This is a genomic window from Flavobacterium panacagri, from assembly GCF_030378165.1.
Taxonomy (GTDB): Bacteria; Bacteroidota; Bacteroidia; order Flavobacteriales; family Flavobacteriaceae; genus Flavobacterium; species Flavobacterium panacagri.
Genome location: NZ_CP119766.1, coordinates 4,394,020 through 4,408,533, shown reverse-complemented (window position 1 = coordinate 4,408,533; position 14,514 = coordinate 4,394,020). Strand labels below are relative to the sequence as shown.

Below are 14,514 nucleotides of genomic sequence, written 5' to 3'. Positions count from 1 at the left end.
ATGAATATCAATACCCTTCTGTTCAAAATACTTTTAGTTTTTATATGCTGTTTTAACGGTTCTGTTGTTGAAGCGCAATTATTGAATATTAAAAATGATTCTTTTTGGAAAACCAAAGATGAAAAACCTATTTACAGTCAGGGAGGCGGTATTTTTAAATTTACAGACCCGATGAGCGGTGTCCAGAAATATTATTGGTATGGCGTACAATATGAAGAAGCAGATGTTTATCGCTATAATCCTGCGGTTACACTGCCAACATCAACTTTCAAGTCGGTTACCTGTTACAGCTCTACAGATTTGGTCAACTGGACTTTTGAAGGGGATGTTTTGACCAAAGAAAAAGTAAATAAAAACGGCAAAACATGGGTTGGACGTTTGGGAGTTGCTTATATCAAGGAATGGAAAAAATATGCGATGTTCGTACAGCACGACTCAGAAGTATTGATTACACTTTCGGACTCGCCGACAAGTCAGTTTGAATGGCATCAGAAAATCAATATGGAAAAAATGATTGGAACGAGCAACACTGGCGACCAGACTGTTTTTACAGATGAAGATACCGGAAAATCTTATTTAATCTATTCTTACGGAAGAGGACGAAATAAAATTTATGTTTCTGAAATTGGTATCAAAGACGAAAAAATAAATCTTTTGGATTGTACGGAGGTTTTTAAAGGCGAAAGCCGTGAAGGAAACTGTATGTTTAAATACAAGAATAAGTATTATATGTTTGCGTCCAATATTTATGGCTGGGATGCTTCTTTTGCTTATTATTTGGTGTCAGACAATATTCGCGGGCCTTATCTCCCTGTAAATGACATGCAGATAATGAAAGGCACTGAAGATGATTTTGCACACATCTCACAAACTGGATTTTTCTTTTCTGTAAAAGGAAGCAAACAAGAAACCATAGTCTATTGCGGAGACCGCTGGGCCAATTTTGCTGGAAACGGATTGGGATATAACCAATGGTGTCCCATTTCGTTTGAAGGTACAACACCTTATTTTAATTCTTTAAACTCATGGAATCTGGAAGAAAAAACAGGAAAATGGGAAGTAGCAAAAGATAATAATTATATTAAAAATGCTAGTTTTGAAGCCGACCGCAGACACATTCCGAGTCCTGTAAAACCTGTCCAGATTCAGCTGACGGGCTGGTTTTCTGAAGTTATTCAGGGAAATAAGATTTCGTTGGATTCAATTTCTCCTGTTTTAAATCACTTTAATACCGAAGAAGAACGAAAAACGGTAATTGGAGAGAAAAGTCTTGAAATCAGTGATAAAATAGATTTCAAAAGAAAGACTTTTCAAACTATTGCTTCTTCGCCATTCGTTAAACTAAAAGATGGTGTTTATACGCTTTCTGCCAAAATAAAAAACAGCGCCGATTTTAAGAATTTAGAAATGTATGCAGTCAGCGGTAACAAGAGATTTTCCTATGTTATTAAAGAACAAAATGCAGCGTGGAAAACCATTACCATTTCAAACATCGTTGTAAAAGGAGGAAAGGTGGAGATTGGTTTTTTTGCTGACGGAAAAGCTGGAGCTTTTTGTTATGTAGATGATTTATCTTTTATGAATTAGTATTATAAACTTAATTATCTGATTTTTAACAGAGGTAAAATGATGTTTTTTACTAATTGTCTGTATCTCTTTTCTGAATGATGTTTAAATCTTTGTTAAAAGAATTTCGGTATTTTTTGATATACTCTGAAGGTTTCATTCCAAACAATTTTATGAACTGCTGACGGAAATAACGTTGGTCTTCGATACCAACCTGAGGGCCAACTTGAGCTATATTAATATTTTCAGTAAGCATAATTACAGCGGCTCTGCGTATTCTGATAGATCGGATAAAAACATTTACGGTTTGTCCCGAAATTGCTTTAATCTTCTTATAAAGACTGGAATGGCTCATTCCCATTTCGGTAGAGAAACTCTTTAAATTGAATTCGCTGTTTTCAAGATTGGCTTCAACAATTTCGATACATTTATCCAGGAATTCTTTGTATTCAGTTGGAACTTTATTTCCGTTTTCACGAAGTGTAATGCTGTCTAAGAAGTATTTGCGCAATTGCCCTCTGTTTCGAAGAACCGAATCTACTCTTGCCAGAAGGATGTCACTGTCAAATGGTTTAGTAACATAGTCATCAGCGCCTTCTGTAATACTCTGCAAATGAATATCGTTACTCGTTGTAGCTGTAAGAAGTATTACAGGAATATGGCCAAAATCGTCATTTTGCTTGATTTTTTTGCACAAATCTAATCCGTTCATGCCTTCCATAGAAATGTCGCTCAGTACAATATCCGGCGTATGTTTTTCTACCAGTTTTAATCCCTCAATTCCATTAGCGGCAGCATAAACAACATAGTTTTTAGAGAAAAGCTGTACCAGATAATGATTCATTTCAGGATTGTCTTCCACAATCAGCAGTGTTTTTTTAGTGCTGATTATTGCTGACTGAAGATTTTCTGGATAGGAGGACTCGATTGTTTTTTCGTATGTATTTTGATGAGCGACAGGCATTCCTTCAAGAAGTTCTCCCACAAGCAGTGACATGTGCGGATGATTTTCGTTGATGTTCATTGCCGCGAAATGGCTGTTTCCTTTTGGAAGCGTAATTAGGAATGATGTGCCTTCTCCAAGTTTACTTTTGCAAATGATTTCGCCATGATGTTTGTTTACAAAATATTTAGCAATATAAAGTCCGATTCCAAAACCATTGGTAGATTTAGACTGAATTTGCTTGAATTTTTCAAAAATAGTGTCAATGTCATTTTCGTGAATACCACTTCCAGTATCTGATATAATTATAGAAACATCAGCACTATTCTCGATTACTTCAATAGTAATTGATCCTTTATTAGGAGTAAATTTAAAAGCATTAGAGATTAAATTGAACAGCGTAATTTCTATTTTTTCATAATCTCCATATATTTCAACTGCTGTTTCATTTTCAATAAATTGGTAGTTTAGATTTTTAACCGCCGCCATTTGTGTAAAGCTCTCGTAAATTTCTTTACAAAGCAGATTCAGATTAATCTTGGAAATTTTGAGTTCGTCAAGATCGGTTTCTGCTTTTCTAAACAGCAGCAATTGATCTGTAAGACTCAATAATCGCTTCGCATTTTTATAAGCAAGATTTAAATCTAAATCATCTTCAGTGCGGTTTTTTCTTTCCATTGCACTTTTAAGCGGATTTATAATTAAAGACAACGGAGTTCGCAATTCATGAGCCATATAAGTAAACATAGAAAACTGTTTCTCTGCATGTTCCTTGTCTTTTTTATGCTCCATTCGAGCCAGTTTTATTTCATAACGAAGTCTTTCCTTGTTTTTGTGATAACCAACGTAAGCGTAGATAGCGCCAATTATACCAATTAAATAAAAGGTATAAGCCCACCAAGTTCTGTACCAAGGCGGAAGAATTGTTACCGTTGCCAATATTACTTCATTTGTCCAATTTCCAAAAACATCGGTTGTTTTCACTTTAAAAACATAAGTTCCTTCAGTTAGTCGGGAATAATTTGCTCGGTTATTTTTTGAAGTATAATTCCAGGTTTTATCCCAGCCGTCGAGAAAATAAGCGGTATTGATTTTTTCAGAATTAACATAATCTAGATAAACAAAATCAAAACTTAACGCCGATTTTTCATAAGGAAGCTCGACACTGCTGATCATTTCCAGATTTTTTTCAGTTATATAAGGACTGTTCAATGGTAAAGATTCATTGTTTACCAGCAAATCATTTAATAAAAATCGGCCTGTATTTTTTTTATCTTTTATGCTGTCCGGATGAAAAACATTAAATCCATTTATACCTCCAAAAATGAATTCTCCCGTAGAAAGTTTTGTTCCTGCATTCCAACTAAATTGATTGCCCTGCAGTCCATCAGTGGTTCCAAAATTTCTGAAAGTATTATTCTTTGGATTAAATCTTGAGATTCCATGGTACGTACTCATCCATAAATTCCCTTCATTGTCTTCTAAAAGGCGTAATATGGTATTACTAGGAAGGCCGTTTTGAGTGGTGTATTTTTTAGTCTTTCCTGTTTTTCTATCGAATAAAAGCAGACCGCCTTCTACGGTGCCAATCCAAAGATTGTTATTTTGATCCTCAGTTATACATCTAATGTTATAATCAGAATGGTAGTTTTTAATTTTTTTTGTTTTGGCATCTATCTCAAAAAAAGAATTGAATGTTCCGCCCCATATTTTGCCGTCTTTGGTTTCGTAAAGACAAGTTACATCGCGTAAAGTATTACTATAACAGATAAATTTATTCTGTTTTCTGTCAAATTGATAAAATGCGCCTGCATTAGTTACGGCAAGCCAAAGTATTTTTTTTGAATCTAAAAAAAGCAGCCATGATTCTTGTTCCGCTTTTTTAGTGTATTGATTATAAATGGAATAATTCTGAATTGCTTTTGATTTTGGATCGATACGACATACACCGCCTTTCCACATAGCTACCCAAATAGCATTATCAGAATCTTTAACGATACTGGTAACAAAATTACTTTGAAGTTTTCTCCCAGCTGATGATGTGGTAGAGTAAACATCATAGGTGTTTTGTTTTCTGTTCCAGTATCGCATTCCTGCACCATCTGTACCAATCCAAATGTTTTTCTTTTCATCTTCACAAAAAGAAAGCATGAAGTTTGCTGCGGGATCTTCGTCTTCTTTATTCGTTTGAGGATTTTTGCTTTTGTAATGATTAAAATAGAGTGGCTTTTTTCCCATCATGCTAACACCGCCACGCAGTGTTCCAAACCACATTTCTCCGTTTTTGCTTTCAAAAATATCATACAGCGATTTACTTTTCAATAAGGAAATAGGGCCATTTGCCTGATATGAAATAGGAGTAGATTGATTTTTTGTAATGGTATACAGTCCCGCACCGTCGGTAGCAATCCAAAGTCTGTTGTCCTGCTGGAAAAAATCACGAACTACTGTTTTTTCCTGAAAGTAGTTTTTAGAATAGCTATTGAGACTTGCATTATACAAATAGGCACCTTCATCTGAGCCAATCCAAAGTCCTTCATTTGTCAGTTTGATACAATTTGCACCTGTAATGCTATTGTTTAGAAGTGTTAGTCTTTTTGATTTAATATCATATTGGCAAAGACCTTTTCCAGTTATAAAAACAAAGAAGATTTTTTTCTTGGCATTGTAAGCTATAGAACGGGCTATATAATTTAATTTTCCGTTAAAGGGTATTGCTGTTCCAGTTTTCTGGTCTTCTTTATAAAGTACAATTGCTTCCTTTGTTGCAACAAGAATGATATTTTCAGAATGTACGGCAATGATTTCGTAAGCAGTAATTTGTAAAGGTTTGACTTTTTTATCAATTCCAATATATTTCAATGGACTAAACGAAGAGCGTTCTGCATTAAAAATAACAGGCCCAGCTGTTGTTCCTATCCACAAATTATTTTGATAATCGCCTTCGATACAGCTTATTGCATTTCCTTGAATAGAATTAGGATCAGTATGGATATGGCGGTAAATTTTAAAATCGTTTCCATCATATCTGTTAAGTCCGTCAAAAGTTCCAAACCACATGTATCCATTTTGATCTTGATATATGGTGGCAACAGAATTGTTTGAAAGTCCTGATGAAATGTCAAGATGTCTTATTGGGTAATTCTGTCCAAAAGCATTTATTGAAAGAAAACTGATAACAAGAAAAACTAACTTATTCATAGATTTTTTTTAAGCTTACTGCTCTTTATATATACGAAAAATAGAAGGAATGTGATCTGAAAGCAGAATCAACTTTTTAGATGAATATAGCTTAAATCGGTATGCTTTGCGAAAATAATAATTTATTGCATAAGGTGTAAAAGTAACATTTGTTTTTTAGATTAATTATTGGCGGAAATTTCTAGGTTCTTTTTTCAGCCTAAGAGCCAACTTTTTTCTGAAATAATAAAGTTCTAAAACGACAATCTAATGTATTATTAAATATGTTTTTTTAATGATTAATTTTTTGCTTTGTTATTTTTTTTAGACCAAAAAAATGAAGAATCTGTTTTTATAAGGCATTCTATTTATCCTTTTACGAAATTGTCCCCTTTTATAAATGAATTTTTCCCTGTATTTAAAACGCGCTGTATCCTTAATTTGCAATGTGAGTTGACAAGCTATAACGATTGAATAATTGTGTTTTATTTTTTGTTTAAAGCAAGTCAACAAAACATCTAACTAATTATCTTAACCAAAAACAATTTAAAAATGACCAGCACTCCAATTAAACTTTACAGAGGAAACCTATCCTCATTCTAAAGAAAAGATTACGCTTATTTTAAAAAGAAAACAGTTTATAATTCAAAGAAATAATTAGTATAAAAACTAAACATTATTTCTTTAGGTTTATTTCCTGCTATCTTTTTTCGACTTAAACTGAATGAACAAAAACTAACTTAAACCAAACCAATTAAAAAAAGTATGAAAAGGATTAAAACTAAATTTTTACTTTTATTACTCTTGCTTCCTTTTTGTGTTTTCGCTCAGAACACAATCAGCGGTGTCGTCTTGGAAAAGGGTTCCAAACAGCCCATACCGGGAGCGAACATAAAAGTATTAGGTGTCAATAGCAGCACCTCTACTGACTTTGATGGGAAATTTCAATTATCTGGAGTAAAATCAGATAGTCAAATTGCCGTTTCCTTTACTGGTTATGTCAATCAAACTATTGCAGTTGGCGGGCAGAAAAATGTAACCGTATATCTTGAAGAAGATACAAATCAGCTGAAAGAAGTGGTTGTACAGGTAGGATATGGAAGCGTTAAAAAGAAAGACGCTACAGGATCTGTTACAGCACTTACTACAAAAGACTTTAACAAAGGAAATAATATTACAACAGAAAATCTGCTTAACGGAAGAGTGGCAGGTCTAACAGTAAATTCAACTGGTGCTCCAGGTTCCAGCTCTCAAATTAGAATTCGAGGAGGAAGTTCGCTTTTTGCTAGTAATGACCCACTTATTGTAATTGACGGATTGCCTCTTGATAATGCGACCAATACAGGTTCTTCTTCGTTTTTAGCCTCATTGAACCCAGCAACGGTTGAATCGATCACAGTTTTAAAAGACGCATCGGCTTCGGCAATTTATGGTTCTCGTGCTTCAAATGGTGTAATTATTATTACGACTAAAAAAGGAAGTAAAACATTGTCTGTAGATTACAATGTGCAATATGCTGCAGGTTCGCTGACTAAAACCGTTGATGTTTTCAGTGCTGACGAATTTAGAAGTGTAATTGCAGACAGAAGAAGCGATGATTTGGATAAACTAGGAACAGCAAATACAGACTGGCAAAAAGCAATTTATAGAAATACTGGAACAGTAGATCAAAGTTTAGCCGTTAGAGGAAGCTTGTTCAATATTATTCCAACCAGTTTAACACTTGGAAATACAGATCAGCAAGGATTACGCTTGACGAATAATTTTAAAAGAAACACCGTTGGTTTAGTAATGAACCCAACGTTCTTGGACAATCATTTAAAAATGAGGCTTTCGGCTAATTACACAAACGAGATTAACCGATTTACGGATGCTGTTGAAGGAGCTGCTATCGGTTTTGACCCAACACAGCCAATAAAAGTGGAAGGAGCGCCTTACGGAGGTTATTTTGAATATACGACAGGAGTAGATTCAAACGGTAATTATCCGCTAGTTTCAACTGCAGCAAGAAATCCTGTTGCGCAATTGTTGAATACAAATGATAGAGGAACGAACGACAGAATTTTTGGAAATTTTGAAATCGATTATAAATTCCACTTTTTGCCTGCTTTAAGAGCGGTTGTAAATGTTGGTTTTGATGAATCGAATGGAGACAGAAGAAGATTAGTAGGAGCTGATGCAGGTTCTGCTCCATCCAACAACAATATTCCGTATGGTACAAATGAATATACGGAACAAACTAGAAGAAATAAATTATTAGACACTTATTTGGTTTATAACAAAACGTTTAAATCATTGAATTTTGAAATGACGGGTGGTTATTCGTATCAAAAATTTCAAAGCTCAAAATTTGAAACAGGTAATATCTTAAATCCCGATTTGCCATCGACATTTCCTGAAACTACTTTGGATACAGATGTTGTTTTGTTAGGATTTTTTGCCAGAACAAACTTGAATTTTAGAGATAAATATTTATTAACGCTGTCTTACAGAAGAGATGGTTCTTCAAGATTTGAAGAAGCAAACCGTTGGGGAAATTTCCCTTCTGTAGCTTTTGCATGGAAAATTAAAGAAGATTTCTTTAAAGAAAGCACCGTGTTATCTGACTTAAAATTAAGATTAAGTTATGGTATTACAGGACAGCAGGATATTCCTGAACCAAATGGATACTTGCAGAAATACCAAGTTGGAAGTGGAAATTCCGAATATTATTTTGGAGCAAGTCCTGTAGCTGTTGCACTTCCTTCAAAAAGAACAAACAATTTGAAATGGGAAGAAACCACTTCATACAACGCAGGTCTTGATTTTGGATTTTTAGACAATCGCTTGGCTGCTGGACTTGATGTTTATTATAAAGAATCTAAAGATTTATTAGTAAACGCAGCAATATCGGATGGTAGTAACTTTTCTAACCGTGTTTATCAAAATGTTGGAAGTTTTACCACAAAAGGAGTAGAGTTTACGCTTAACGCGAATGCAGTTAGAACAGAAAATTTTAACTGGAATATGAACTTTAATATTGCCAAATTCGAAAGAAGAATCAAAAATCTAGTTAATGGAACCGATATCTTTTTAGGAGACAATATTGCAGGAACAGGAACTCCAGGGCAAATTTTTAGAGAAGGCTACACGCCATATTCTTTCTATGTATACAAACAATTATACAACAACGAAGGAAAACCAATTGATGGTGCATTTGCTGATTTAAATGGCGATAATATCAAAAATGATTCAGATAAATACATTTACAATAATCCAGATCCAGATTTCACATTAGGATTTGCATCGAATATGAATTACAAAAAGTTTGACTTTTCATTCAATTTACGTGCAAGTATTGGGAACCGAATTTTTAATGCGGTTGATGCCAGCAGAGCACAATATGATGCTATGGAAAATGGGGGTGTTTTAAGTAATATTCCATCTCAGGTATTGGAAACCAATTTTCAGACTACTTCAAATGTAGTATTATCAGATCTTTATATTGAAAATGCTTCATTTTTAAAATTAGATAACATTACGTTGGGCTATACTTTATCGAACTGGCTAAACAGCAAAGCTTCGTTAAGAGTATCAACGGGAGTTCAGAACGTTTTTGTACTTACCAAATACAGTGGTTTGGATCCTGAAATCACAAATAATGGTGTAGACAAAACGATTTATCCAAGACAGCGATCAGTACTATTTGGTCTTAATCTTAAATTTTAATACAGCAAACATGAAAAAATATATAGTAATAACAATAGCTGCATTGACTCTGATGTTTCAGTCCTGTACAGATGATTTAAATGTTGTCTCAAAAGATGACGATGTTCTTTCTTCTGATGTATTATTTTCTACGCCTGACGGATACAAAAAAGCATTCGCAGGAGTATATGGAAATTTAACTTTAACAGGTGTTTTGGGGCCTGACAACTCTTCGCTTGAAGGTGTAGATGCGGGAACGAGCCAGTTTACAAGATGTTTATTATACATGCAGGAATTAACTACAGATGAATTGGTTTGGAGTTATGAAAATGATGGTGGAACGGCAGAATTACAACGTAACATTTGGACACCTGCAAATCCTGTAATTTTAGGAATGTTTAGTAGAACTATGGTTTCTGTGGCTTATGCAAATGAGTTTTTACGCCAGAGTACTCCAGAAAAATTAAGTTCAAGAGGTATTACAAATGCGACAACAGTGGCTGATATAGCACTTTACCGTCAAGAGGTTCGTGTTTTAAGAGCGTATGCTTATTATACTATGATGGATTTATTTGGGAAAGCGCCAATGTATACTGAAAATGATCCTGTAAATTTTACGGGGCCTGAGGTAAACAGAAAACAATTGTTTGAATATGTCGAAACTGAATTAAAAACGGTTTTACCAGATTTAAAAGCAGCAAGAACAAATGAATACGGAAGAGTAGACCAATCTATGGCGCGCATGATTTTGGCTAAAATGTATTTGAATGCTCAAGTATATATTCAAGAAAATCGTTTTAATGACTGTGTTGCAATGTGTAACGATATCATTGCTGGTGGTTATACTTTGAAACCGAAATATTTAGACAATTTCAAAGCTGATAATAATACTTCTGAAGAAATCATATTCGGAATCCAGTCAGACGGAGCAGTTTCACAAAACTGGGGAGCAACAACTGTATTGACAAATGGACAAATTGGCGCTTGGGAAAACAATGGTGCCGATTTTGGAATTGGAGGCTGGACAGGAGCGCTGAGAATCAGAAAAGAGTTTGCTCAAAAATTTGATGGTGTTAAATTTAGCCAGGATACTAGAAACACAATCGGAAAAGGTGTGCAAGGTGATCCAGCAAAACAAAGATCGATTGATATTGATGATATTGGCGTAAAAACACAAGGTTACATTTTATCAAAGTTTTCCAATAAAACGTCTACTGGAGTTAACGGAATCAGTTCTACTTATGCGGATACCGATTTTCCATTATTCAGATTGGCCGATGTGTATTTAATGTATGCTGAAGCTACTTTGAGAGGTGGAAACGGAACAACTACTCAAGCATTAAATTATGTGAATGCTTTAAGACAAAGAGCTAATAATAATTCAACAGTTGGAAATATTACTTTAAGTGAGTTGACGCTTGATTTTCTTATTGATGAAAGAGCTCGAGAATTGCATTGGGAAGCGCACAGAAGACAAGATTTAATTCGTTTTGGAAAATATACTGGTGGTTCTTACAATTGGGCATGGAAAGGAAATTCCTCTAAAGGAATTGCTATCCCTTCTTATATGAGTGTTTTTCCTATTCCAGAAGGTTCGTTGGGAGCCAATAGAAATTTAACTCAAAACACAGGTTACTAAAACTTTTTTAACTTAAACGATATACAAAATGAAACTTATATATAAAATTTTTATAGCTGTTGTTGTACTTACAGGATTTTGGTCTTGTGAAAACGAAGAAAATTTAATGATTTTAGAGCCTCAGGAAGCTGCTTTTGCTATCATAACTCCGGAAGGCGGTTCTTCTACAATTCTAAATAAAGCAACTCCAAATAATACTGCTATTACCTTTACTTGGGAAAAAGTAAGTTACGGAACACCTACAATTATTACTTATACGGTACAGTTTGCAGCAAGTAATACGGAGTTTGCAGCACCGGTAGATATTACCTCTTCAACTTCTACACACGCTTCTATCACAGTCGCAGAACTTAATGCAAAAGCGCTGGAACTTGGATTGGTTCCTGATGAGCAAGGTACAATTGATGTTAGAATTAAATCTACTGTTGGAACTACACTTTCAGAACCAAAACTTTCTACGCCAATTACAATCAATGTAACTCCTTACAGAGGAGAATTGCCTAAAAAAGATTTGTTTTTAGTGGGACCTGGTACTGCTGCAGGTTGGAGTGTAACGAGCAATAATATGCCGATTTATAGAGATCCAAAAGAAAATGCAAAACATTATTATACAGGTTACTTTAATAAAGATGGTTTTAAATTAATAGAACAAATTGGATTCTGGGCACCAGCTTATGGAACAAATGGTGCTAAAGTACAATACAGAGCAACAGAAGCAGATACTGACCCAAGTGTTTTCCCAACGACAGCTTCAGGTTATTATAGTTTTGAACTTAATCTTGAAGATTTAACATACAAAATTACACCTTATACAGGACCAATGACAACGTATGCAACTATTAGTATGACTGGATCTGTATTAACAGGTGATGATACAGGTTGGGCTCAAGATGTTCCTTTAGTAAAATCGGCATTTGACGGTCATATCTGGAAAGTTACCCAAACCTTAAAAGCAGGAAAAATGAAATTCAGAGCTGATAACAGCTGGACCGTAAGTTGGGGAGATAATGGTGGAGATATACTTGTCGAGGCAGGGAAATACGAAATCTGGTTTAATGACTTAGATGGTCGTTATATGTTTATACCAACGCCATAACTGAATCAAAAAATAAGAGAAGCCTCAATAAGCTGAGGCTTCATCTTTACAGTAAAAGAGCTTATTTTAAATTCAAAATTTCACTACTTATAACTTCTATCATGAAAAAATATATAAAGATTCTTGGGGTAATTGCTATAACTGCAATTCAATTTTCGTGCTCAAGTAATGATAATGCAGACACAGAACCGGTTAATCCGCCAGATGTAAGTGATACTTTTATCAGAGCTTCAGATGTTTCTTTTCTTCCGCAAATGGAATCTCTGGGAACTAAATTCTATAGCAATGGAAAAGCCGAAGGAATGTTTACAACGCTAAGAAATGCAGGTTGTAATACTGTCCGAATTCGTTTATGGAAAAAACCTGTAAATGGACGCTCAGGTTTAAGTGAAGTAAAACAATTGGCTCAAAAAGCAAGACAAGCGGGTTTAAGAGTATGGCTTACGGTTCATTATTCTGATGATTGGGCAGATCCAGGAGTTCAAACCACTCCAGAAGAATGGAAAAATCTAAATTTTGCTGATTTGAAATCGGCTGTTACTTCTTACACGTCAACAATAATTTCAGAAATCAACCCAGATATTATTCAGATTGGAAATGAAATCAACAGCGGGTTATTATGGCCGCAAGGAAACTTAATCAGTAACGAAAAACAATGTATTGAAATATTGAGTGCAGCAAGTGCAGTAGTTCGCAGCAAAGCACCCAACACCAAAATAATGATTCATTATGCTGGTGTTAGCGGAGGCGGTACAGATTGGTTTTTTACTAAAATGAAAAGTATTGATTATGACTATATCGGATTATCTTATTATCCTGTTTGGCACGGTAAGGATTTAAATGAAGTAAAAAATACTATTGATGCTTTAGGAAAGAAATTCAGTAAAAAAGTCTTGATTGCAGAAACTGCTTATCCTTTTACCTTATTACACAATGACCAGACTAATAATATCGTAGGAACAAGTGATCAGCTGGTACCTGGATATCCTGCAACTCCTGCTGGACAAAGAACTTTTGTTATGGATATAAAAAACATAGTAAAAACATCGCAGTATGGACAAGGTTTTGCCTATTGGGGAGGTGAATGGGTTGCTTTTAAAGGGCCACAATCAACAACTGGTTCTACATTCGAAAATCAAGCTTTATATAGTTTTGATAACAATGCCTTATCCGTAATGCAAGCTTTCAGTAAAGACTAAATCATGAAAAAAACGCTAAAAACGATCTCTTTTTTAATGCTAATTGGTATTGCCTTTACTTCGTGTAAACCAAAAATGATTAGCGAAAAGAATTCCTTTTCTAAAGGAGCAGATATAGGCTGGTTACCGCAGATGGAAGCAACGGGCTATAAATTCTATGATGCAGACGGTTCTCAAAAAGACTGTCTGCAATTATTAAAAGACCGTGGTATCAATACCATCAGATTGCGCGTTTGGGTAAATCCGAATGATGATAAAGCCAGCGGACATTGTAGTCCCGAAGAAACCGTTGTGATGGCGGTTCGTGCACAAAAAATGGGAGTGCGTATTATGATCAATTTCCATTACAGTGATTCGTGGGCAGATCCGGGCAAACAAAACAAACCGGCAGCGTGGGCGAAACATTCTTTTCCAGAATTGTTAACCGATGTGTATCAGCATACTTATGACGTTTTAAAACTGTTGAAAAAAGCCGGAGTAACTCCAGAATGGGTTCAGGTAGGAAATGAAATTCCAGGCGGTATGCTTTGGCCGGAAGGCAGTACAGATAATTTTAAGCAATTGGCACAATTACTTGATAAAGGATATGAAGCCACAAAAGCGATTGATCCAAAAATTAAAGTAATTGTTCATTTGGATGAAGGAAATAAGAGTGAAAAATTTAGATGGTTTTTCGATAAAGCAACTGAAAACAAAGTAAAATATGACGTAATTGGTTTATCGTATTATCCATATTGGATCAAAACCGATTATCAAAGCACTATTTTAGATTTAGAAAATAATCTAAAAGATATGGCTTCGCGTTACAAAAAAGAAGTTATGGTTGTGGAAGTTGGCGGCGATTTTGAAGCAGTACAAAATACCAAAGAAATGCTCGAAGCCACCATTAAAGCCGTAAAAAGTGTACCAAATAATAAAGGTCTAGGTGTTATCTATTGGGAGCCGCAAGGTGAAAAAAGCTGGAGCGGTTATCAGCTTAATGCTTGGCTTCCTGACGGAAAACCTTCGCCTGCATTGGATGCTTTCAAGAATTAAAAAAACAATTAAAATTTACCATTCAGAAATTAAGTTTCATAAAACTAAATGAACTTAACCAGTTGAGTGTAATGAAAAAAATATTAAACACATAGAAACATAGATTTTATGTTCTTGGAAAAGTAAATTAGAAAGAAACTCGTTTCTCACACATAGCTATGTTTGTTGA

7 protein-coding genes are annotated in these 14,514 nt (G+C 34.7%); 6 read left to right on the top strand and 1 reads right to left on the bottom strand.

The genetic code is table 11. The features are described from left to right. Entirely contained in the window at positions 1-1,587 is a 1,587-nt protein-coding gene (locus P2W65_RS19215) for a family 43 glycosylhydrolase (RefSeq protein WP_289660136.1), read from the top strand. Between the two features lie 52 nt (positions 1,588-1,639). On the opposite strand, the gene P2W65_RS19210 is transcribed toward P2W65_RS19215, so the two are convergent. Continuing rightward, positions 1,640-5,710 (bottom strand): hybrid sensor histidine kinase/response regulator transcription factor, encoded by a 4,071-nt coding sequence (locus P2W65_RS19210; protein ID WP_289660134.1) that lies wholly within the window; start codon positions 5,708-5,710, stop codon positions 1,640-1,642. A 744-nt stretch (positions 5,711-6,454) separates the two neighbouring features. Between P2W65_RS19210 and P2W65_RS19205 the strand changes: the two genes are divergently transcribed. The 5 genes from P2W65_RS19205 to P2W65_RS19185 all read left to right on the top strand — a co-directional run bounded on the left by P2W65_RS19205 (position 6,455) and on the right by P2W65_RS19185 (position 14,345). Then, complete coding sequence (locus P2W65_RS19205) at positions 6,455-9,397, top strand: SusC/RagA family TonB-linked outer membrane protein (RefSeq protein WP_289660131.1); 2,943 nt, start codon at positions 6,455-6,457, stop codon at positions 9,395-9,397. Positions 9,398-9,407: 10 nt separating this feature from the next. Next, positions 9,408-11,015, top strand: coding sequence for a RagB/SusD family nutrient uptake outer membrane protein (locus P2W65_RS19200; protein ID WP_289660129.1), 1,608 nt, complete (start codon positions 9,408-9,410; stop codon positions 11,013-11,015). 28 nt (positions 11,016-11,043) lie between these two features. After that, the gene (locus P2W65_RS19195; protein ID WP_289660125.1) at positions 11,044-12,111 is read left to right on the top strand and encodes a SusE domain-containing protein; all 1,068 of its coding nucleotides are present in this window, start codon (positions 11,044-11,046) and stop codon (positions 12,109-12,111) included. A gap of 101 nt (positions 12,112-12,212) precedes the next feature. Then, complete coding sequence (locus P2W65_RS19190; RefSeq protein WP_289660122.1) at positions 12,213-13,310, top strand: glycoside hydrolase family 53 protein; 1,098 nt, start codon at positions 12,213-12,215, stop codon at positions 13,308-13,310. Positions 13,311-13,313: 3 nt separating this feature from the next. Continuing rightward, entirely contained in the window at positions 13,314-14,345 is a 1,032-nt protein-coding gene (locus tag P2W65_RS19185) for a glycoside hydrolase family 53 protein (protein WP_289660117.1), read from the top strand. Positions 14,346-14,514: the final 169 nt, after the last annotated feature.

Excerpts from the sequence above, each read along its gene's own strand:
- P2W65_RS19215 (WP_289660136.1), top strand. The coding sequence starts at position 1 with ATGAATATCAATACCCTTCTGTTCAAAATACTTTTAGTTTTTATATGC.
- P2W65_RS19210 (WP_289660134.1), bottom strand. The coding sequence starts at position 5,710 with ATGAATAAGTTAGTTTTTCTTGTTATCAGTTTTCTTTCAATAAATGCT.
- P2W65_RS19205 (WP_289660131.1), top strand. The coding sequence starts at position 6,455 with ATGAAAAGGATTAAAACTAAATTTTTACTTTTATTACTCTTGCTTCCT.
- P2W65_RS19200 (WP_289660129.1), top strand. The coding sequence starts at position 9,408 with ATGAAAAAATATATAGTAATAACAATAGCTGCATTGACTCTGATGTTT.
- P2W65_RS19195 (WP_289660125.1), top strand. The coding sequence starts at position 11,044 with ATGAAACTTATATATAAAATTTTTATAGCTGTTGTTGTACTTACAGGA.
- P2W65_RS19190 (WP_289660122.1), top strand. The coding sequence starts at position 12,213 with ATGAAAAAATATATAAAGATTCTTGGGGTAATTGCTATAACTGCAATT.
- P2W65_RS19185 (WP_289660117.1), top strand. The coding sequence starts at position 13,314 with ATGAAAAAAACGCTAAAAACGATCTCTTTTTTAATGCTAATTGGTATT.